Origin of the sequence: Paenibacillus agilis (genome assembly GCF_007786455.1) — a bacterium.
Lineage (GTDB): Bacteria > Bacillota > Bacilli > Paenibacillales > Paenibacillaceae > Paenibacillus_B > Paenibacillus_B agilis.
Genome location: NZ_VNJK01000001.1, coordinates 3,037,460 through 3,059,276, shown reverse-complemented (window position 1 = coordinate 3,059,276; position 21,817 = coordinate 3,037,460). Strand labels below are relative to the sequence as shown.

The following is a 21,817-nucleotide window of genomic DNA, read 5'->3' as shown; positions in this document are numbered from 1 at the left end:
AACCATGGACATGTTAGCTCAGGCGTTCCCTGTTTTTTTGCTCATACTGTGTCGAATTACAGCTTTCTTTGTCGCTGCTCCTGTCTTTTCTTCCCGAGGTGTGCCGAATCATTTTAAAGTCGGACTAGCTTTTAGTATAAGCCTAATTGCCTATCTACTATTCGGTTTAGGAATTTCAGTGCCAATGGATGGAGTATATGTTACCTACATCATCCGTGAGATTATGATAGGTTTGCTGATCGGATTCGTTGCGCAGTTGTTTTTTACCATCGTTCAAATTACCGGATCTTTTGTGGATATGCAGATTGGATTCGGTATTGCGAATGTCGTTGACCCGTTAACGGGAATGAGTTCCCCTGTCACCGGTAACTTTAAGTACATATTTATGATTTTATTGTTCTTAGGAATGAATGGTCATCACTATCTAATAGATGCCATTATGAAAAGTTATCAGTGGCTTCCTATCGATAGCAACTCTTTTTTTGACCAAATTCAGAATGGGAATATTATGAATTTCGTTGTTACTACTTTTGTACAGGCATTTATTATCGCTTTACAAATTGCAGCACCGTTGATCGTTTCGATGTTTCTCGCGGATGTAGCCCTCGGCTTTCTTGCGAAAACAGCGCCGCAGTTTAATATTTTCGTCATCGGCATACCTCTAAAAATCATTTTAGGCCTTGTCGTACTGCTGCTTACGATGCCAAGCATGGTATACGTGATGGAGCATTTATTCAGTAAAATGTTCCAAGCATTGGACGAGTTACTACGATTATTTGCTAAGGGGGGAGCTTCGTAGTGGACACGATACGACATCGTTATTCACTCAAGCTGGACCTCCAGCTATTCTCGCAAGAGAAAACGGAGAAGGCAACACCGAAGAAACGTCAAGAATCACGTGAAAAAGGACAAGTAGCCAAAAGTATGGACTTATCTGGTTCCGTAATATTATTGGCCACATTTTTCTGTCTACTAATGTTAGGCGGGTTCATGCATGAGCGGATTATCGCTTTATTTGCAGATACGTATCAACATCGACTGAATATGGAGTTAAGCATTCCCAATGTTGTAGATTACTTTAAATATTTATTTATTCAGTTCCTTATTGTAATGGCACCAATTTTTCTCGTCGTGGTTGTAATAGGGTTGTTAATCAACTACATGCAGATTGGTTTCTTATTAACAGGTGAGCCTCTTAAAATGCAGTTTAGTAAACTTGATCCTATTAAGGGGTTCAAAAATATTTTCGCGATACGAGCATTAGTTGAGTTTCTTAAATCTATTATTAAATTGGTTGTTATCGGAGTTATTGTTTATTTGTCTCTATGGGGAGAGCGAGATCGTATTTTAGAGCTTAATCATATGCCTGTAGAGAACATGCTGACCTATGCAGCACAATTGACGGTTGATTTAGGAATACAGATCGGGATCGCTCTAAGCATTCTATCTATTTTCGATTATATGTATCAGCGATATGAATTTGAGAAAAGCATCCGGATGTCGAAGCAGGATATCAAGGATGAGTTTAAAAAGATGGAAGGCGACCCGCAAATTAAAGGCAAGATCAAAGAGCGTCAGCGTCGTATGGCACTCATGCGGATGATGCAGGAAGTGCCAAATGCGGATGTCGTAATTACGAACCCTACGCACTTTGCTATTGCGCTTAAGTACGAGGGAGGTTCCATGGAAGCTCCTCAAGTTATCGCAAAGGGTCAGGATTATGTCGCACTTCGCATTAAAGATATTGCTAAAGAACATGGTGTTGCCATGATCGAGAACAGGCCGTTGGCACGTGCTCTGCATGAACGAGCTGAAATTGGTGATGCCGTTCCAGCAGACTTGTTCCAAGCGGTCGCAGAAGTATTAGCCTATGTATATAAGCTCAAAGGTACATCTAAATGAGCAGGCATGGATGGAGGTAACAATTCGTGAAAGCGAGAGACTTAGTCGTCTTACTTGGTGTTATTGGCATCGTGCTGATGATGGTTCTCCCTATACCAACGCTATTATTGGACATTTTACTTGTCATTAACATAGCGATAGCGCTCATGATTCTGCTCATAGCTATGAATACGAAGGAAGCATTAGAATTTTCTATATTCCCAGCGTTGCTCTTGATTACGACGTTGTTTCGCCTGGCATTGAACATTTCCACTACCAAGCAAATCCTTGGCACGGGACATGCGGGTGAAGTCGTACAAACATTTGGTCAGTGGATTACACAAGGTCAAGTAGCTGTTGGACTTATTGTGTTCCTCATTCTGGTCGTAGTTCAGTTCATCGTTATCACAAAAGGTTCTGAGCGCGTAGCTGAGGTTGCTGCTCGCTTTACCCTTGATGCGATGCCTGGTAAGCAGATGGCAATTGATGCCGATCTCAATGCAGGACTGATTAACGAGCAGCAGGCGAAAGAGCGGCGTCAGAAAATTGAACGCGAAGCGGATTTTTATGGTGCGATGGATGGTGCCAGTAAATTCGTTAAAGGAGATGCGATCGCAGGTATCGTCATTCTCATTATTAATCTCGTAGGCGGATTTATTATCGGTATGGCTTCGATGGGGATGAGTTTCTCTGAAGCAGCTGAGAAATTCTCTACTTTATCTATCGGTGACGGCTTAGTCAGCCAAATCCCAGCACTTCTTATTTCAACTGCAGCTGGTCTTATCGTTACAAGATCTGCATCCAAAGGGAACTTAGCAGATGAACTAAGTAGTCAAATGTTTGCTTATCCGAAGTTGTTATACATTGTTGCAGGTACAATTGCTATGCTCGGAGCGTTCACACCGATTCCGATCATGTCAACTTGGCCGTTTGCTTTGTTGCTAGCGTATGCAGGTTATCGAATGCAGCAGATGCTTGATCGAAAAGCAATTGAGCATGAACAGCTGGAAGAGGAACAGGAGATCGAAGAGGTGCGCAGCCCAGAGAGCGTAATTAATTTACTTCAAGTCGATCCAATTGAATTCGAATTTGGATACGGCCTAATCCCGTTAGCTGATACACAGCAGGGGGGAGACTTGCTGGATCGTATCATTATGATACGTAGACAGTGTGCTTTGGAATTAGGACTTGTAGTACCTGTAATTCGTATTCGAGACAATATTCAACTTAAACCAAATGAGTACGTAATAAAAATTAAAGGTAATGTTGTTGCTCGCGGAGAGTTGTTGTTAAATCATTACTTGGCGATGAGCCCAGGATATGATGATGAGACGATTACTGGCATTGACACGGTGGAACCTGCGTTTGGACTTCCGGCATTGTGGGTGGATGAAACGATGAAGGAACGTGCAGAAATGTCAGGTTATACGGTTGTCGACCCACCTTCTGTTGTAGCGACACACTTGACCGAGATGGTTAAGAAGCATGCACATGAATTGATAGGACGTCAAGAAACTAAGTCATTGATCGAAACAGTGAAGGAACAATATCCTGCAATTGTGGATGAGCTTATTCCTAATGTGCTTGGTGTCGGAGACATTCAAAAGGTGCTTGCTAAATTGCTGCGTGAAAAAATATCGATACGTGACCTTGTCACTATTTTCGAATCGTTGGCTGACTATGGTACCTATACAAAAGATGCCGATGTTTTGACTGAATATGTACGACAGGCATTAGCTCGTCAAATTACTCAGCAGTATTCAGTGTCTGGAGAGACGCTTCATGTTATAACAGTTGGACCAGCACTTGAACGAAAAATCGCTGAAAGTGTGCAGCAAAACGAAAATGGTACTTATCTTGCTATGGATCCTGGAACAACACAACAAGTGTACCAGCGTTTCAATGAGCAAGTTGGCCGACTTGTGCAATCTGGTCACCAGCCAATTGTACTGGCTTCTCCATCCATTCGTATGTATCTCAGACAGCTCATGGAGAGAACGATGCAGGATATTCCGGTGTTGTCGTATAACGAGTTGGAGCCAAGCATCGAAATTCAAAGTGTCGGAGTGGTTAACGTATGAGGGTAAAGAAGTATATCGTCGAAACGATGCCCGAGGCAATGAGCCAAATTCGTCAAGAATTGGGGAAGGACGCAGTCATCGTCAGCACGAAAGAAATAAAAAGCGGAGGATTCCTTGGATTCTTTGCTAAACAGAAAATTGAGGTGACAGCAGCTGTTGATGAGCAGCCAGCTTCGGTACCTGCAAAGGAGATGGTGACAGCAAGGCCTTCGGTACCATCTTCGGTAGCTCGAAATGCCTATGCGGGTCGGAATCAGGCGACTTCTTATCCATCTGAACGTATCCAGCAGAAACCTGCTCCACAACCTGAACTTTCAGTGAAAGAAGTGCAGAGCGCTTCTTTCACATCATCGGATCGCATTGATCAACAGGAGCTAGCAGTATCTTCTGCAGTCTCAGTACCTTCTGCTTCTGTTGTTACTAATGAAGCTTCTGAAGCTTCGCTGCAGAACGAGCTGCAGGAAATGAAAGCAATGGTCAAGTCTATGCTTCGTCATACGGAACATGAACGTTGGCCTGATACAGTAAGGCAGCTAGAAAAGCATTTACTCGAACAAGGCGTTTTCTCGGAATACGCGTACGACTTGGCGAAGCAATCGATGGATAGATGCATTCAGCTTGGAGTGAATGAACCAGACGCAGCAATGCTGAAGCGTGAAGCGAGTTCCATACTGTCTGAGCTGTTCATGCGAAACGTTAAAGAAGGAATTGCCCCAAATACACGAATTATTTATTTCGTAGGTCCTACTGGGGTAGGTAAGACAACGACGATTGCGAAGTTAGCTGCTGACCAAATGTTCCATCACAACCGTAAAGTTGGGTTTGTCACATCGGATACGTATCGAATTGCGGCAGTCGAGCAATTAAGAACCTATGCTTCCATATTAAATTCGCCATTAGAAGTTGTTACATCTCCAAATGATTTACAGCGTGCTTTAATAGCGTTGGAAGATTGTAATCTGGTATTGATGGACACAGCTGGTCGCAACTATCGCAATGATATGTTTGTTAATGAGATGCGTTCATTATTGAAGCCATTGGAAGGTTCTGAGTCCGTACTTGTTCTTAGCCTCACATCGAAATCAGATGACATGATGGCTATCGTGAAACAGTTCCAGGCTAACAAACTTGATCGCATCATCTTTACGAAGGCGGACGAAACAGTTACGTATGGTGCTTATGTTAATGTAGCGATGCGTACGAAAGTACCATTTAGCTATATAACGTATGGACAAAATGTTCCTGATGATATTCGTGCTTTCTCGCCTAGTGAAGCAGCTGAACAATTGTTAGGAGAGTTCTAATGATGAAGGATCAAGCTCAAGCTCTTCGACATTTAGTGGCTCGTGCCTCTCAATTATCAGCTGAGCGAGAAGAGCGAGCAATTGTGTCACATCGACAAGCAAGGGTAATCGCCGTTACGAGTGGAAAAGGCGGAGTTGGAAAGTCTAACTTTTCTTTAAACTTTGCAATAGCTTTGCAAGAAGCAGGCTATCGAGCTTTGTTGTTCGATGCAGATATCGGAATGGCAAATATCGATGTCCTAATAGGAAATCCAGCTTCCGCTAACTTATTCCATGTCATTAACGGTACGAAAAGCCTTGAAGACATTGTGCAAATTGGTCCAAAAGGGATGCATTACATTTCTGGTGGTTCTGGCCTGCATGAACTGTTTAACTTACCTGATAATAGTCTAGAGTCTTTCCTAATAGAGTTGGAAAGCTGGAGTGAGCGCTACGATGTTATTTTGTTTGATACGGGAGCAGGATTAAGTAAAGAAAGTTTGAGATTCATTGCAGCAGCGGATGAAACGTTTGTTGTAACAACTCCAGAGCCTACTGCGATTGCGGATGCTTATGCACTTATTAAAGTGGTACATCGTAAGGCAGAGCACACTTCATTCCGTCTAATTGTAAACCGTGCGTCGGATTGGACGGAAGGAAGACAAACAGCAGATCGCATTTTAACAGTTGCTCGTCGATTTTTGTCGCTTGATATCGCTATTCTCGGTTACATTTTCGATGATATCCATGTCATGAAAGCTGTAAAGAAGCAAATACCGTACAGCGTGCTATTTCAAGATTGTTTAGCATCACAGCAGATTAGACAGCTAGCAAAGGCTTATATGAATAACAGCCAACAGCAGCAAGACAGTCGTGTGAAACAAAAAGTAAGTAGTTGGTTAAAGAGATTTACAAGTTTTAAGTAGTCGAAATGACTCGATACATATTAAGATAATGATAGAACAACCTTGATTTACATAAGGTTCGCTCAATCAAACCATGACGGAGGAGAGTGGGAATGATGGCAACGAAGAAAATTCTTGTCGTGGACGATTCGCCCTTTATGCGAACAATCATTTCCGATCTTATCTTAGAAGATTCCGCTTTTGTTGTTGTTGGAACAGCCAGCAACGGTGTCGAGGCTGTAGAGCAAGTTAAGCAGCTGAATCCCGATGCTGTGACGATGGATGTCGAAATGCCAATTCGCAATGGAATTGATGCGCTAAGACAGATCATGTCTGAATGTCCAACACCAACGATCATGCTGTCCGGCTTAACGGAGGAAGGGCGTCAAGAAACTTTGGCAGCCTTAGAGTATGGTGCATTTGACTTCGTATGCAAGCCGAGTCCATCAGGCGGACTGCAGGATATTCACAAAGTAGGTATTATGCTGCGTGAAAAGCTCCATGCGGCGATCGTATCAGATGTTAGACGCAAGCAATTAAACAGCATGGCCGAAGAGAAGCACATTTCCGAACAACAGCGTTCAGAAAAGAAAAGTACTTTGCCATCCATTGGACAAGACGTTCGTTTGTTGAAGACGACACGACAAGAAGACAGCGTTAGCAAGACATTATCTGAGCGTCTAGATAACAAAAGATTGCGCCCGAATACTTCAGGCGAGCTTGTTAATCAACAGAAAAAAGACGTGCAGGTTGCTGCTAAGGATGAATCTTCTGTTGGAAGAAAGCAAACATCATCTGTTAACAAGCAATTGGATGAAGCTGTTTCAATTCGAAAATTGCCTGATAAGAAGCGCTATGCGGTGGATCAGCACCGAGCACCTTCTGAACATCAAAGTTCCCGCTTCAACATGTCTAAGCGGATGTCTAACAACACGAATTATAGTCAACTTGTTGCCGTGGGGACATCAACCGGGGGACCAAGAGCTCTTAAGGAATTGTTGTCAAATCTGCCAGGGGACTTGCCAGCTCCTGTATTGATTGTCCAACATATGCCGCCTAATTTTACGCATTCTTTGGCTCAGCGACTCAATACTTACTCTGAACTGCATGTAAAAGAAGCTGAACATGGAGATGTATTACAGTCGGGTTGGGCGTATTTGGCACCAGGTGGACAACATATGACCGTTGTTGCTCGACCGGATGGTACTCATGTAATTGAATTAAGCGTAACTGCGCCTCGCTCAGGGCACCGTCCTTCCGTTGATGTGCTGTTTGAATCTTTGCTTCCATTCGACGGATTTGAACGACATATCATCCTGCTTACAGGGATGGGAAGTGACGGCGCTAGGTCGATGAATACTTTGTACCAGAATGGTGTAAGATCGACGTTTGCTGAAAGCGAGCAAAGTTGTATTGTATACGGAATGCCGCGTTCTGCAATTGAGTTGAATTGTGTGACTCACGTGGTTCCTATACAAGATATGGCAAGGCAACTCGTAAAAGCGATGAAATAGCGATTAATTCGCTGTGGAGACGAGGAAAGGGGTGTTCCAAGATGGATTTGAATCAATATTTGTCCATGTTCTTGGATGAATCGAACGACCATTTGCAAGCACTTAACGAACATATGCTGGAGCTTGAAAACTCTCCAGATGATGTAGGAATTGTACAAGTTATTTTCCGTTCGGCTCATACGCTCAAAGGTATGTCCGCTACGATGGGATATGAAGATTTAGCATCATTAACGCATGAGATGGAGAATGTATTGGATCTCGTTCGAAATCATCAGCTAAAGATGGACGAGATTATATTTGATACCTTATTCAAAAGCTTAGATGCGCTAGAAACGATGGTTGCTGATATTGCCAATGGAGGAACAGGTAAATCTGATGTCTCTTCCATTGTAACTTCGCTCAAGTCGATTGTGAGCGGGGATTATAAAAAAGAGCAAACAGGGGCACTAGTTGAAACAAGCAATAATGAAGACGAGCATGCCGAAGATCAAATTGATGAGTTTCAACGTTCCATTCTTGAACAGTCCCTAGAAGCAGGTATGCACGTTTTATACATAAAAGTTACACTGCAACAAACCTGCGTGCTGAAAGCTGCTCGTGCGTATATGATTTTCCAAGCGTTAGGTAGCCACGGTGAAGTTGTGAAGACTACACCTCCTGCTCATGAGATTGAACAGGAAAATTTCGATACTGGGTTCTCTATCTTCTTCGTATCGGGATCTGGATTAGAGCAAGTAAAGAAAGACATTGCTGATATTTCTGAGGTAGAATCGGTTGAAATTCAGGTGCTCACGATTGAAGATGTGAAGAACTGGAATGACATGAAAGATGCCGAGTCTCAAGCGAAGCAAGAAGTAACAGCAGCCATAGCTGAAGTAGCGGCAAGCAATGCCGTAGCAGAAAGTCCTGTTGAGAAGCCTGCCGATGAACAGAAGGCTAATCGTTCTGTTCAGTCAGGAAGCACAACAAATAAAGCTGTACAAAATCGCACCATTCGTGTGGATATTGAGCGATTAGATGTGTTGATGAACTTGCTTAGTGAAATGCTTATCGATCGAGCGCGCTTGGAAGATCTTGCGTTAGATATTAAGCGTACGGATTTGACTGAGACAGTAGAGCATCTTGCTCGCATCAGCACTGATTTGCAAAGTATCGTGTTGAAGCTGCGCATGGTTCCGATTGATGTTGTATTTAATCGCTTCCCACGTATGATTCGTGACTTAGCACGATCATTAAACAAGAAAGTGGACTTCGTCATTACAGGTGCTGATACGGAGCTAGATCGTACAGTCATTGATGAGATTGGGGATCCGCTTGTTCACTTGCTTCGTAATGCAATCGACCATGGTATCGAATCCATTCAAGATCGTGTTGCGGCAGGAAAGCCAGAAACAGGTACCTTGAATCTACGAGCCTATCATAGCGGAAATCACGTATTTATTGAGATTCAAGAGGATGGTAAAGGCATACAACGTGAAGCCGTTCTTAAGAAAGCAATCAATAATGGATTGATTGATGCAGATAAAGCAGCAAACATGACAGATGAACAGGTGTACCAGCTTCTGTTTGCATCCGGATTTAGTACAGCAGAGCAAGTATCCGATATTTCAGGCCGTGGTGTAGGACTAGATGTTGTAAAAACTAAAATTACTTCGCTTGGTGGACATGTTGTTGTTCAGTCTAAGCCAGGCCAAGGAACAACGTTTATTGTTCAACTTCCATTGACGTTGTCTATCTTATCTGCAATGCTGTTCCGTCTAGGCGATGAAAAGTATGCGATCCCGCTGACTTCTATTGTAGAGACAGGATTGGTTCGTAAAGAAGAGATAAGACGCGTGCATGGCGGAATGCGCATGATAGATTATCGTGAGGGTGTCATTCCTTTATTATCTTTGAGCTCTATGTTTGGTTGTACGGGGTATTCTGACTTTGAGGAAGATGAAGTGGAAATCATCATTATCCGTAAAGGAGACAGTGTAGCAGCTCTTGCTGTGGATGACTTTATTGGACAAAGTGAGATTGTACTCAAACCGCTTGGAAACTATTTAAAATCTGTGCAGGGCATTTCTGGTGCAACGATACTAGGAGACGGTCAAGTCGCACTTATCGTAGATCCTAACGCACTACTCAAATAAGCAAGGAGGAATCATGATGGCAGAAGAGATCAAAGTAGTCGTCTTTAAGCTAGCACATGAAGAGTATGGTATAGAGGTAGAGAAAGTAAAAACAATTGAGCGGATGATGCCGATCACACGTGTTCCGAAAACATTTACCTTTATCAAAGGTGTTGTTAACTTGCGAGGTGTAGTTGTTCCTGTTATGGATTTGCGAGGTCGCTTTGGTCTTCCAGAAGCGGAATATGATGATCAGACTCGTATCATTATTGTGAACACACATGAAATGGAAGTTGGATTCATTGTAGATGGTGCAAGTGATGTCATTGACATGAATGCAGAGCAGATTGAGGCTCCTCCAGAAGTAGTTGGTGGGGTTAAGGCGAAATATTTGCGCGGCGTAGCCAAAATTAACGATCAACGATTACTCATCATGCTAAATTTGGCTGAAGTGTTGAATCGAGATGAAATTATTAAGTTGGAAGAGCTAGAGGCTTAATTACGTGCAACTGTACGAGAGCCTAGGCGAATTTAAGCTGGATGTATTAAAAGAAATCGGGAATATTGGTGCCGGGAACGCCGCCACGGCCCTTTCCCGACTTCTGAATCGTCCAGTAGACATGCAAGTTCCAAAAGTAAGAGTGCTGCCTTTCGAATGCATAGCAGATGAAGTAGGTGGCCCTGAGCAAGTCGTAATTGCCATTTATTTTCGAGTAGAAGGGCAGGTTCCAGGACATCTCTTCTTTATTTTTGAGCAAGAGCCTGCTAAAAGATTGCTTTCTTATCTAGTGAATATGAACGACAACAAGGATTTGGACTTCTGTGATATGGAGATCTCGGCACTTTCAGAAATCGGAAACATTTTAGCCGGGTCGTATCTATCATCGTTAGCTGATTTTACGAAATTAGCCATGAGTCCGACAGTGCCTCAGTTGGCAATTGATATGGCGGGTGCTGTTCTTAACTACGGGCTGATTCAATATGGTGAAATGGGAGACAGCGCATTGCTGATCGATACAAAGTTTCTTGAAGGATGCGAAGAGATACAAGGAACATTCTTCCTTATCCCAGATCCAGACTCCTTCTCTAAAATATTTACAGCATTGGGAGTGCCGATCGAATGATAGAAGAGTCCACCGTAGTAAAAGTCGGAATGGCTGATCTCAATGTTTGTCGAGAAGGTTCTTTGCGCACCACGGGACTTGGCTCATGTGTTGGATTGACCCTGTACGATTCCATTAGCAAAGTGACTGGAATGGCCCATATTATGCTGCCTTCATCTGAAATTGCTAGAGAAGGCAAGCTGAATATGGCCAAATATGCAGATACAGCGATTCCAGAATTAATTCGCCTTATGCAGGAACAAGGTGCGCTCGTCAATAGATTAAAAGCTAAAATGGCTGGTGGGGCTCAAATGTTTGCTTTTTCATCCAACAACGATATGATGCGGATTGGTCCGAGAAATGTAGAATCCTGCAAGCAAGTTCTCGATCATCTTTCTATCCCTATCATTGGTGAGGATACAGGCGGCAATTACGGCCGTACCATTGAAATTCGCTGTGAAGATGGTATTTTAAATATTCGTAGTGTACAAAAAGGAACGAAGGAAATTTAATATGGCTGGATCATTACTATGGAATATTGTTGGCGGAGTAATAGGTTTCCTGATAACAACCTTTGCTGCCTTGATGACGAACCCTTTGTCAACGAGCATCGTTCGTGGAATAATCGGTGGTGTAATATGGTTTGGGATTGTCTTTGGGTTTCGTTGGATTGCTCATATGCTGCTGCACGGAAGTGGTGACAGTAATTATAGTAACCAAGCGAGGGAACGTACATCTGATACGGCGCGAGGACAAAATATTGACTATACAACACCCGATGGGGAAGACCTTCACGCAATCTTAACATCTTCATCTGTTGAAAGCAGTTCTTCGACGGCACATTCAGACCAAGCTGTGGAGTTTACACCGATGAACCCACCTAAGCTAGTCACTAAGCCGCCGCTTAATGACGAACAATTGGCTCAAGCCGTTCGTCACCTGACACAAAAGTAAGGAGGCTGAATGTCGGTGAGCGTGCAAAAAATAACCCAATGTTCGCATTATGAGTTGTGGCAAGCGTGGAAAGAGCGCGGAAATGTAGATGCGAAAAAACAGCTCATAGAGCTGTATTTACCTATCGTGGACTTTGTATCTAATCGAATGGCTGCAGGACTGCCACGAAGTGTATCTAAAGACGATCTTGCCAGCAATGGGGTAATGGGCTTAATAGATGCTATCGAGAAGTTTGACCACAGCCGCGGGCTTCAGTTTGAAACATATGCATCTTGGAGGGTACGTGGAGCAATCTTGGATGGACTGCGCTCAGGAGATTGGGTTCCCCGCTCTGTTAGAGAGAAGGCTAAAAAGATTGAGGAAGCTTATCAACACCTTGAACAAAAATATTTGCGTACGGTTACAGAAGAAGAAGTCAGTGATTATTTAAACATATCTGGGCAAGATTTTCACACGATGCTTCAGGATGTTTCAGTCATGTCTCTTTGTTCGTTAGAGGACCCAATCCGCGAAGAAGATTCTGAGATGCGAATCTCCTTATTGGTTGATGAAAAGGCTAAAAATCCTGAGTTCAAAGTGAATGAACATTATTTGCATCAATGCCTTGTTGAAGGTATTGATAAATTGACAGAGAAAGAACGTACGGTTGTATCTCTCTTTTATTATGAAGACTTATCTCTAAGTGAAATTGCAGAGGTTATGAGTCTATCTCCTTCGCGAATCTCACAATTACACTCGAAAGCTATCATGCGCTTACGTTCTGTACTTGATAAGCATAAGACAATGCTGCTAGAGTCGTAGCGTACGTATGTCATTTGGAATATATGTACTGATAAGTTTACATAGGATATACAACTAGTTCGCTAAATATATGGAAAGGGGAACGAACGACTATGAGCACCGTGGATATGTTGGCGCAATATATGGACGTGACTTTGTCTGAAGATAAAATGAGCGCATATGTGCATGTTTTGAAGCAGGATGACCCTCTTGAATGTACGGTAGATGATCTAATTAATTATCTCAGGAGTCATCAGGTGAAATACGGCATCAATATGGAAGTGCTACGCGAGATCGTTTCCCAGCCTGAACTGTATGCAAAAACGTCAACATTGGTTGCAAGCGGAAAGCTGCCGGTCCCAGGAAAAGATGGCAGCATCAGAGTGCTTATCAATGTTGAGGAAGGGGACTCGCGTCCCTTGGAGCAAGAAGACGGTTCAGTGAATCTTAAAGAACTCAAGCAGCTACAGAATGTAACTAAAGGTCAACGGATAGCCGAATTGGTACCACCTCTCGCCGGAATTCCAGGAATGGATGTAACTGGTGAGGTTGTAGATGGGAAAATGGGTAAAGAGGCTCGATTCAAGATTGGTAAAAATGTTGTTGTCGTTGAAGAGGATCGTGTGATGTATGCTGCCATTGACGGTCTCATAAGCAAAACGGAAGGCGACAAGATGAATGTGTTTCCTGTATTTGAGGTCAATGGAGACGTCGATTATCGAACAGGAAATATTGACTTTATCGGAACGGTTGTTATTCGGGGGAATGTGCTGACTGGTTTCAAAGTTAAGGCGGTAGGTGATATCCGCGTCTATGGTGGCGTAGAAGGAGCTGTGCTGGAGTCGCAAGGATCTGTTGAGGTATCAGGCGGCATAATTGCAGGAAACAAAGGTAGTGTTAATGCGAATCACACAATTAAATGCTCTTTCATTCAGGAAGCGAATGTAACTGCTGGATTGGACGTAATTGTATCTCAAAGCATTATGCATGCTCAAGTTAGAGCGGGGCGTGGTGTCTTTTGCAAAGGTATGAAAGGTCTTATCGTTGGCGGACTGATTCAAGCTGGTGAACGGGTAGAAGCTCGCACGATAGGCAATACGATGTCTACAGTAACAACGATCGAAGTTGGAGTGCTGCCTGATTTGCGAAATGAGTTGACCCAGTTGCGTGCGAATCTGAAAGTATGCTCAGACAATCTTGAGAAAACAGAGAAGGCATTGCGTATACTTGATCAGCTTGCATCAGTCGGACAGCTAACAGATGAAAAGCTTGTAATGCGCATCAAGCTTAACGCCACAAGGAAGCAAGCCGCGCAAGAAAAATTGAATATTCGAGACCGAATACTTGAAATCGAAAGAAAGCTTGAAGAAACGAATGTGTCTCTTGTTCATGTCACTCAAACGATATACGGAGGAGCCAAAATCGTTATAGGGCGTTATACACGATACGTCAAAGATGCTTGTAAGCGTGCTACATTCCAGATTGTAGATGGTGAAGTCGGCATGTCATCCATGTAAGCAGCAAACAATTGAGGTGAGGTTATGAATCTGAAACCCGTTGAATTGCAGGTTGCGATACCACGTACACAAGAAGCATCATCTATTCAGAACCAGATGCAGCATCGACCTAGTGCTGAGCAATCTATGCTTAATCATCATGCTGCTAAGCAGATTGAGATATCTCGCCAACGAGGGGAAGAAGTAGATGCAACGGCGGACGGTCGTATTCGTGATGATGGACAAAATGGAGAGCATAATGGGGACGATAAGTCGAGGCAGCAGCGCTCTGCAAGCCCAAGCGAGCAACAGACGATTGCAGCTGAACACCCTTATAAAGGCAAGCATATTGATTTTTCGGTTTGAACACAACGCCGCTGCTCAATTATGAGTTTGCGGCGTTATAGTTATAATAAAGGTATTTTCGTCTGATTTAGAGGAGGGCACTGATGGAACAGCCATGGATTTATCTCGTACTATTAGGGGCGGTCATTATGCTCGTTGGCTGGAAAAAGCCTGCTCGCAGCAACAATGAAGCACAGTTTTCTGAAAATATGGAAGCAACATTAGAACATTTTATTCATGAAGTTGGTGAAGAAAATGAAAAAGTGCTAGCTGTCGTTGAACAGTTGAAGAAAGAAAATGATTTGCAATTTAACGCTGCTCGTCATCGAATGGATGCACTAGAAGCCTCATTGTCTCAGGCTGAAGAGCGTGCATGGCATGCGGAGCAGACACTTGCACAGATTCGTCGTGAACAATCTATACAGCAACCTGTTGGTGTGAATATGTCTTATACTGCAAATACAATTGCAGCTGATAGCGGACACACGATTTCAGTACTAGAGCATGATATTGTAAGTGAAAGTGCGTCCGAACAACCAAATACAGTGCCGCAATCGATTCGCAGCCGCTATGAACAATTGTTTGCGCTGGTAGACGAGGGTAAGTCCAATCAACAGATTGCTGATGAGTTACACATGAATCGCGGTGAAGTCGAGCTTATCCGCCAGCTGAGTCAACAGGAGAGTGAGCGGCGTGTTTAAGGATCGTACATTTTTAATCGGTCTAGGAGCAGGAGTCATCATCGGTACGTTATTGCTACAAATCATGTTGATCGGACAGACAGTGAGCACAGAATTGACAGAACAGCAGCTTGTACGAGAAGCAGATCGTCAAGGATATGATCTTGTTCCAAAAGATTCAGTGCTTCCATCAAAAAAGGATGGGAACAACTCGGATACAAGCAAAGCTGATGACAAAGCTGAAGGAGTGAAACAAAATGAATCCTCAGACTCCAATCAGCTTAAGTCTATTTCTGAGACTAAGAAGTCAGAGCTTCCTACTGCAAAAAACAAGGCAGCCGATAATAATGCTAATAAAAACAAATTAGACAGTAAAATGGTAAGCGTATTTATACCTGCAAAGTCTACTTCAGATGATATCTCCAAGTTGTTGGAGACAGCTGGCGTCGTGAAGGATGCTGACGATTTCCAACAATTTTTGCAGCGGGAGAAAAAGGCTAGAAGTTTACGGACTGGTAAGTTTCAATTCACACTCCCTATGTCTGAGCAGGATGTACTGCAAACTTTATTGAAAGCGCCGAATGGCTAGCTGAAATAGAAGATGGATGTAAAGTGAAAATGGTTGCAACGTTATACACAATATGATATATTAATTGACGGTGTTAAAACACACGCCGATTAATTTTGGCAAGGGTGCTTTCTGTCGTGGGAAACTGTGCGGGAAGTCTTGTCAGAAGATGACATTGGCGGAGGAAAACGAACCAATTAGGAGGTGTAGTGAAGATGGCAGTTATCTCCATGAAACAGCTTTTGGAAGCTGGCGTACATTTCGGTCACCAGACTCGTCGCTGGAACCCAAAGATGGACAGATATATCTTCACAGAACGTAACGGTATTTACATCATTGACTTGCAAAAGACAGTGAAAAAAGTCGAGGAAGCTTACAACTTTGTAAAATCCCTTGCAGCTGACGGCGGCACAGTGTTGTTCGTTGGTACTAAGAAACAAGCACAAGATTCCGTTAAAGAAGAAGCGGCTCGTGCTGGTCAATACTTCATCAACCAACGTTGGTTGGGTGGTACATTGACTAACTTCCAAACAATTCAAAAACGTGTTGATCGTTTGAAGAAGCTTGAGGCTATGGAAGAGGACGGTACTTTCGCAGTACTTCCTAAGAAAGAAGTTATCTTGCTCCGTAAGGAGAAAGATCGTCTTGAGAAATTCTTGGGCGGTATCAAGCACATGAAACAATTGCCTAGCGCATTGTTCGTAATCGACCCACGTAAAGAGCGTATTGCTGTTGCAGAAGCTCGCAAATTGGGTATCCCAATCGTAGGTATCGTTGATACTAACTGCGATCCGGATGAAATCGACTACGTTATCCCTGGTAACGACGATGCAATCCGTGCTGTTAAATTGTTGACTGCTAAAATGGCTGATGCAATTATCGAAGCTAACCAAGGCGAAGAGACAACAGCTTAAGCATAAGAATTGGATGAACAAAGGGTGGTTGAAAGGTGATTCACCTCTCGCCGCCCTTTTTTTAAAGAGAATCGAACCCTAGGTCTTCGTTACATAACGAAGCTAATATTGTGTTGGAGGTAATTGACATGGCAGTAAATGCGAGTGCAGTAAAAGAACTACGTGAAAAAACAGGCGCTGGTATGCTTGATTGCAAGAAAGCGTTGGAAGAAGCTAATGGTGATATCGCAAGAGCAAGTGAAATCCTTCGTGAAAAAGGATTGGCTGCTGCAGCTAAAAAAGGCGACCGTATCGCTACAGAGGGTGTAGTACAATCCTACATCCACGCTAACGGACGTATTGGCGTATTGGTTGAAATCAACTGCGAAACTGACTTCGTAGCTATGACAGATCAATTCCAAGCTTTCGCAAAAGACATCGCAATGCATATCGCAGCTTCTGCTCCGAAGTTCGTTCGTCGTGATGAAGTATCTGCTGATGAGATTGAGAAAGAAAAAGAAATTTTGAAAGCTCAAGCTCTTAACGAAGGCAAGCCAGAAAAAATCGTTGAGAAAATGGTTGAAGGCCGTATCAGCAAATACTACGAAGAGTTCTGCTTGTTGGAGCAATCCTTCGTTAAAGATCCGGACAAAACAATCGAAGAGCTTCTTAATGAAAAAATCGCTACAATCGGCGAAAACATTTCTATCCGTCGTTTCGTTCGTTATGAACTTGGCGAAGGTTTGGAGAAAAAACAAGATAACTTTGTTGAAGAGGTTATGGCACAAGCTAAAATGTAATTTTCGTTCGGAAATACATTGCGAGCAAGCCTTAAGGCTATCAACAGGCACGCTGAAAAGTTGGGACACATTGTGTTCCTTCTTTTTTAGCGGTCGTTATGGAAAGTGGAGGGTATACATTGAAGCAACCGGTTTATAAACGCATCGTATTGAAAGTTAGCGGTGAGTCGTTGGCAGGCCAAGCTGGATATGGCATCGAATCGGATATGATCAATTCTATCGCAGAACAAGTGAAAGAGGTCGTTGAACTTGGCATAGAAGTGGCTATCGTCTGTGGCGGAGGCAACATTTGGCGTGGAATTGCAGGAAGCGAGAAAGGCATTGATCGTGGCACAGCAGACTATATGGGTATGCTTGCAACTGTAATGAATTCTCTAGCTTTGCAGGATGCACTAGAGCAAATTGGCGTGCCTACACGTGTTCAAACATCGATTGCTATGCAGCAAATTGCTGAACCGTATATTCGTCGTCGTGCTATTCGTCACCTGGAGAAAGGTCGAGTGGTTATTTTTGCATCAGGTACAGGAAACCCGTTCTTCTCGACGGATACGACTGCAGCTCTACGTGCTGCGGAGATCGAAGCTGATGTCATCCTAATGGCTAAAAACAAAGTGGATGGCGTTTACTCTGCAGATCCTTTCAAAGATGCAACAGCAGAGAAATTCGATCAGTTGACTTACTTGGAAGTGTTAAACCGAAATCTTGGTGTTATGGACTCAACAGCTACTTCTCTGTGTATGGACAATGATCTTCAACTTGTTGTGTTTAATATCACAGAAAATGGTAACATTAAGCGAGTCGTGCTCGGTGAGAAGATCGGTACTATTGTAAAAGGGAGTGTAGACTAATGCCACAAGCAGTTAAGAAAAATGCAGAAGAGCGTATGGAAAAAGCGATTGGTGCACTCAAACGTGAACTATCGTCACTTCGTGCAGGTCGCGCAACTCCAGCTTTGCTTGATCGCATTCAAGTTGAATACTACGGTGCAATGACGCCTGTTAATCAGCTTGCTAACCTCAATACGCCAGATGCTCGTACTTTGATGATTCAGCCATGGGATAAAACTTCTATTGGTGCAATCGAAAAAGCAATTTTGAAGTCTGATCTTGGATTAACTCCAGCGAATGATGGACAAATGATTCGTATTACGATTCCTGCTCTTACAGAAGAGCGTCGTTTGGAACTCGTAAAACAAACGAAAAAATATGGTGAAGAAGCTAAAGTAGCTGTTCGCAATATTCGTCGTGATGCGAATGATGATATCAAAAAGATGGAAAAGACAGATATTTCTGAAGATGAGTCTCGTCGCCATCAGGATGATGTTCAAAAGCTTACAGACAAGTACATAGTTGAAGTTGACAAAGTACTTGCTGCAAAAGAAAAAGAAATTCTGGAAGTGTAACGTTCTAGACAACAGTGACTTGATACCCCTCCACACGGTGGGGTTTATTGTCTTTTTATTCGAACCCGACAGTCATAAGGGCTTCGACGTCAGTATGTTATCACCGGGTTGGAGGAGACGGAATGATTAAGCGATTCCAAGCGTGGTTGAAGCAACGCGAAACTAACCATAAGCCTTTGCACGTATCTAAAGACAATGTCCCAGAACATGTTGCCATTATTATGGACGGCAATGGACGCTGGGCGAAGCGCCGTGGATTGCCTCGTGTTGCTGGCCATCATACCGGCATGAAGGCTGTCAAGAATGTGACGATAGCCGCAAATGAGTTGGGTATCAAAGTACTTACGATGTATGCATTTTCAACAGAAAATTGGAAACGGCCCAAAGATGAAGTGGAATTTCTAATGAAACTGCCTCAAGAATTTTTGGCCATTGAGCTAGATGAACTGATTAAAGAAAACGTTCAAGTTCAGATGATGGGGCATCGGGAGCAGTTGCCTGAACATACACGAAAACCATTAGAAGAAGCAATTGAGCGAACGAAGCACAACACCGGCCTTATTCTTAATTTCGCATTAAATTATGGCGGACAGCGTGAGTTGGTTGAAGGTGTTCGTGAAATCGCAGCTGATGTATTAGCAGGGCGAGTGCAAGTGGAGCAGATAGATGAAAAGATGATATCTGCAAATCTTTTAACAAATCATTTACCTAATCCTGATTTGCTTATTAGGACGAGTGGGGAAATGCGTCTGAGTAACTTTATGTTATGGCAATTGGCATACAGTGAATTTTGGTTTACTGATGTGTTGTGGCCTGACTTTACTGGGGAACATTTGAAGGAAGCTGTAGCCGAGTACCAAAGTCGTCATAGGCGGTATGGCGGACTACAATAAGTTGGAGGACGAGTCTATATGAAACAGCGCATCATGACGGGAGTTATCGCCGGATCGTTCTTTGCAGTGCTGGTTTACATCGGTAGCTTACCTTATGAAGGGCTGCTTATTGCCCTGGCGTTAATTGGATTTTACGAATACGCTCGAATGCTTCATAAACAGCCTTTTGACTTAATAGCTCTTTTCGGATATGGGTTAGTTCTGATGTTAACCGTTCCATGGTCACGTTGGGGGATAGAAATCAACTGGTCACCAGATGTAATTTTGTGGCTGTTTATGTTTATCGCATTATCGATTACGGTCATTAGCAAGAATCGCATTACTATCCAAAATGCTGCTGTATTATGGTTCGGGGCATTGTATGTTGGTTTTGGATTCAAGTATATGATCGTGATTCGGAATGAAATAGAGCACGGTTTGTTCTGGACTATACTGCTTTTTGCTGCAGTATGGGCTTCCGATATTGGTGCCTATTTTGTAGGACGAGCTATAGGAAAGCATAAATTATGGCCGGCGATTAGCCCTAACAAAACGATTGAAGGTGCTGTTGGAGGCGTGCTTGTATCTATAATTGTATGCTTGATCGGTGCTTTTGTGAGTCCGGACATGATGTCTATTACACAAGCGGTAACACTTGGCCTAACCGTATCTCTGGCAGGCCAGATGGGTGACTTAATCCAGTCAGCTTACAAGCGAGTACAAGGAGTAAAAGATTCTGGAAGCTTGCTACCAGGCCATGGCGGTGTGCTTGATCGCTGTGACAGTTGGTTAGTTGTTTTCCCACTTGCGTACTTCATTGGTGTTGTTTATTAATACACGAAGCAGCACATCTTACGTTACGCGGCAACATAATGAATAGAGGTGTTTCATGAAACGAATCGCTCTACTAGGTTCCACAGGTTCGATTGGAACTCAGACATTAGATGTGGTAGCGCAGCACCCTGAGTATTTTGAAATCGAAGCAATGGCTGCTGGCCGGAACATTGAATTGCTATTGCAGCAAGTGCAGCAATTTCGTCCAAAGCTAGTGTCGGTACAGGACAAAGCAGCTGCTGATGCGATTCGGATCCATCTGCCGGCAGGAACGGCACTGACATATGGAGATGAAGGCCTAATCGAGGTGGCCTCCTGTGCTGATGCAGATACTGTCGTGACTGCAGTTATGGGCAGTATAGGGTTGAAATCTACGTTAGCTGCTATTGAACAAGGCAAACAGATTGGATTGGCTAACAAAGAGACCCTCGTCACAGCGGGGCATCTAGTGACAGCGGCTGCACGTAAGCATAATGTAGCTTTGTTACCGATTGACAGTGAACATTCAGCTATCTTCCAATGTTTAAACGGAGAATCTATGCGTCATTTGCGCTCGATTACGTTGACAGCATCAGGAGGCAGCTTCCGAGATAAAGGAAGAGAAGAACTTAAAGATGTAACTGTAGAGCAAGCGTTGAACCATCCGAACTGGTCTATGGGTGCTAAGATTACGATAGATTCCGCTACGATGGCGAATAAAGGTCTAGAGGTCATTGAGGCACACTGGCTATTCGACATTCCTTATGAGCAAATTCAAGTACTCATTCATCCAGAAAGCATTATTCATTCTTTCGTCGAATATGTGGATGGTTCTGTTATTGCGCAGCTGGGGCTGCCTGACATGCGTGTACCTATCCAGTACGCATTGACATACCCTGAACGGATCGAGATGAAGGGACCGTCACTAAGCTTAGCTGAGATTGGAAAGCTTCATTTCCGTGAAATGGACATGGCTCGTTATCCAATGGTTCGTTATGCTTATGAGAGTGGTCAAGCTGGCGGAACGGCAACGACTGTGTTTAATGCCGCAAACGAGGTTGCGGTAAGTCGTTTCCTTAAAGGGGAAATTGGTTTCTTGGATATTGAACGCATTGTTGAGAAGGTGCTATCCAATCATCAAGTTATTGCCGACCCTTCCTTAGCTGAAATTGAAGATGCTGATGGAAGGGCGAGAGCTGTTGCAGCTAGCTTGCCTCCAGTTGAATAACTTGCGTACACAATTCTAGGACAATGGATTCTCTTGTGCGATGATGGAGAATAATGATAATGTATAGGTTATACGCGTCCCGCAACGCTAAAGGAGGATGTTACG

General features: G+C 43.4%; 23 protein-coding genes. All 23 read left to right on the top strand.

From position 1 onward, the window contains the following. Positions 1-4 precede the first annotated feature (4 nt). The 23 genes from fliR (at position 5) to FPZ44_RS13325 (ending at position 21,712) form a co-directional block, all read left to right on the top strand. Complete coding sequence (gene fliR, locus FPZ44_RS13435; protein WP_144990962.1) at positions 5-799, top strand: flagellar biosynthetic protein FliR; 795 nt, start codon at positions 5-7, stop codon at positions 797-799. A gap of 8 nt (positions 800-807) precedes the next feature. Next, positions 808-1,902 (top strand): flagellar biosynthesis protein FlhB, encoded by a 1,095-nt coding sequence (gene flhB, locus FPZ44_RS13430; RefSeq protein WP_144991841.1) that lies wholly within the window; start codon positions 808-810, stop codon positions 1,900-1,902. 26 nt (positions 1,903-1,928) lie between these two features. Next, a complete protein-coding gene (flhA, locus tag FPZ44_RS13425) occupies positions 1,929-3,962 on the top strand; it encodes a flagellar biosynthesis protein FlhA (protein WP_144990960.1) in 2,034 nt (677 codons plus the stop codon). Continuing rightward, the gene (gene flhF, locus FPZ44_RS13420) at positions 3,959-5,266 is read left to right on the top strand and encodes a flagellar biosynthesis protein FlhF (protein ID WP_144990958.1); all 1,308 of its coding nucleotides are present in this window, start codon (positions 3,959-3,961) and stop codon (positions 5,264-5,266) included. Before flhA ends, flhF begins: the two co-directional genes overlap by 4 nt. Before the next feature lie 2 nt (positions 5,267-5,268). Beyond that, positions 5,269-6,171, top strand: coding sequence for a MinD/ParA family protein (locus FPZ44_RS13415; RefSeq protein WP_418789177.1), 903 nt, complete (start codon positions 5,269-5,271; stop codon positions 6,169-6,171). 92 nt (positions 6,172-6,263) lie between these two features. Continuing rightward, the gene (locus FPZ44_RS13410) at positions 6,264-7,664 is read left to right on the top strand and encodes a protein-glutamate methylesterase/protein-glutamine glutaminase (RefSeq protein ID WP_261378320.1); all 1,401 of its coding nucleotides are present in this window, start codon (positions 6,264-6,266) and stop codon (positions 7,662-7,664) included. Between the two features lie 41 nt (positions 7,665-7,705). Next, positions 7,706-9,799, top strand: a complete 2,094-nt coding sequence (locus FPZ44_RS13405; protein WP_144990954.1) for a chemotaxis protein CheA — start codon at positions 7,706-7,708, stop codon at positions 9,797-9,799. 16 nt (positions 9,800-9,815) lie between these two features. Then, positions 9,816-10,277 (top strand): chemotaxis protein CheW, encoded by a 462-nt coding sequence (locus tag FPZ44_RS13400; RefSeq protein ID WP_144991839.1) that lies wholly within the window; start codon positions 9,816-9,818, stop codon positions 10,275-10,277. Between the two features lie 4 nt (positions 10,278-10,281). Then, positions 10,282-10,902 (top strand): chemotaxis protein CheC, encoded by a 621-nt coding sequence (locus tag FPZ44_RS13395; RefSeq protein WP_144990952.1) that lies wholly within the window; start codon positions 10,282-10,284, stop codon positions 10,900-10,902. Continuing rightward, positions 10,899-11,393 carry a chemotaxis protein CheD gene (locus tag FPZ44_RS13390; protein ID WP_144990950.1) on the top strand — a complete coding sequence of 165 codons (495 nt, stop codon included), beginning with the start codon at positions 10,899-10,901 and terminating at the stop codon, positions 11,391-11,393. The genes FPZ44_RS13395 and FPZ44_RS13390 overlap by 4 nt, the downstream gene beginning before the upstream one ends. 1 nt (position 11,394) lies before the next feature. Beyond that, a complete protein-coding gene (locus FPZ44_RS13385) occupies positions 11,395-11,835 on the top strand; it encodes a hypothetical protein (RefSeq protein WP_144990948.1) in 441 nt (146 codons plus the stop codon). Between the two features lie 9 nt (positions 11,836-11,844). Next, on the top strand, positions 11,845-12,636 hold the full coding sequence (locus FPZ44_RS13380) for a FliA/WhiG family RNA polymerase sigma factor (RefSeq protein ID WP_418789148.1): 792 nt from the start codon (positions 11,845-11,847) through the stop codon (positions 12,634-12,636). Between the two features lie 92 nt (positions 12,637-12,728). Further along, positions 12,729-14,132, top strand: a complete 1,404-nt coding sequence (locus FPZ44_RS13375) for a DUF342 domain-containing protein (RefSeq protein ID WP_144990944.1) — start codon at positions 12,729-12,731, stop codon at positions 14,130-14,132. A gap of 24 nt (positions 14,133-14,156) precedes the next feature. Next, positions 14,157-14,477 (top strand): hypothetical protein, encoded by a 321-nt coding sequence (locus FPZ44_RS13370; RefSeq protein WP_144990942.1) that lies wholly within the window; start codon positions 14,157-14,159, stop codon positions 14,475-14,477. An 83-nt stretch (positions 14,478-14,560) separates the two neighbouring features. Then, the gene (locus tag FPZ44_RS13365) at positions 14,561-15,157 is read left to right on the top strand and encodes a hypothetical protein (protein ID WP_144990940.1); all 597 of its coding nucleotides are present in this window, start codon (positions 14,561-14,563) and stop codon (positions 15,155-15,157) included. Next, a complete protein-coding gene (locus FPZ44_RS13360; protein ID WP_144990938.1) occupies positions 15,150-15,725 on the top strand; it encodes an endolytic transglycosylase MltG in 576 nt (191 codons plus the stop codon). Before FPZ44_RS13365 ends, FPZ44_RS13360 begins: the two co-directional genes overlap by 8 nt. Positions 15,726-15,919: 194 nt before the next feature. Next, positions 15,920-16,618: a 30S ribosomal protein S2 gene (rpsB, locus tag FPZ44_RS13355; RefSeq protein ID WP_028595549.1), complete on the top strand. Its 699-nt coding sequence runs from the start codon at positions 15,920-15,922 to the stop codon at positions 16,616-16,618. 128 nt (positions 16,619-16,746) lie between these two features. After that, on the top strand, positions 16,747-17,397 hold the full coding sequence (gene tsf / locus FPZ44_RS13350; protein WP_144990936.1) for a translation elongation factor Ts: 651 nt from the start codon (positions 16,747-16,749) through the stop codon (positions 17,395-17,397). A 119-nt stretch (positions 17,398-17,516) separates the two neighbouring features. Further along, complete coding sequence (gene pyrH, locus FPZ44_RS13345) at positions 17,517-18,245, top strand: UMP kinase (protein ID WP_028595547.1); 729 nt, start codon at positions 17,517-17,519, stop codon at positions 18,243-18,245. Then, complete coding sequence (frr, locus tag FPZ44_RS13340) at positions 18,245-18,799, top strand: ribosome recycling factor (RefSeq protein ID WP_144990934.1); 555 nt, start codon at positions 18,245-18,247, stop codon at positions 18,797-18,799. The genes pyrH and frr overlap by 1 nt, the downstream gene beginning before the upstream one ends. A gap of 122 nt (positions 18,800-18,921) precedes the next feature. Continuing rightward, positions 18,922-19,692, top strand: coding sequence for an isoprenyl transferase (locus FPZ44_RS13335; protein ID WP_144990932.1), 771 nt, complete (start codon positions 18,922-18,924; stop codon positions 19,690-19,692). Positions 19,693-19,710: 18 nt separating this feature from the next. Next, a complete protein-coding gene (locus FPZ44_RS13330) occupies positions 19,711-20,505 on the top strand; it encodes a phosphatidate cytidylyltransferase (protein ID WP_144990930.1) in 795 nt (264 codons plus the stop codon). 55 nt (positions 20,506-20,560) lie between these two features. Continuing rightward, positions 20,561-21,712, top strand: a complete 1,152-nt coding sequence (locus FPZ44_RS13325; RefSeq protein ID WP_144990928.1) for a 1-deoxy-D-xylulose-5-phosphate reductoisomerase — start codon at positions 20,561-20,563, stop codon at positions 21,710-21,712. Positions 21,713-21,817 lie beyond the last annotated feature (105 nt).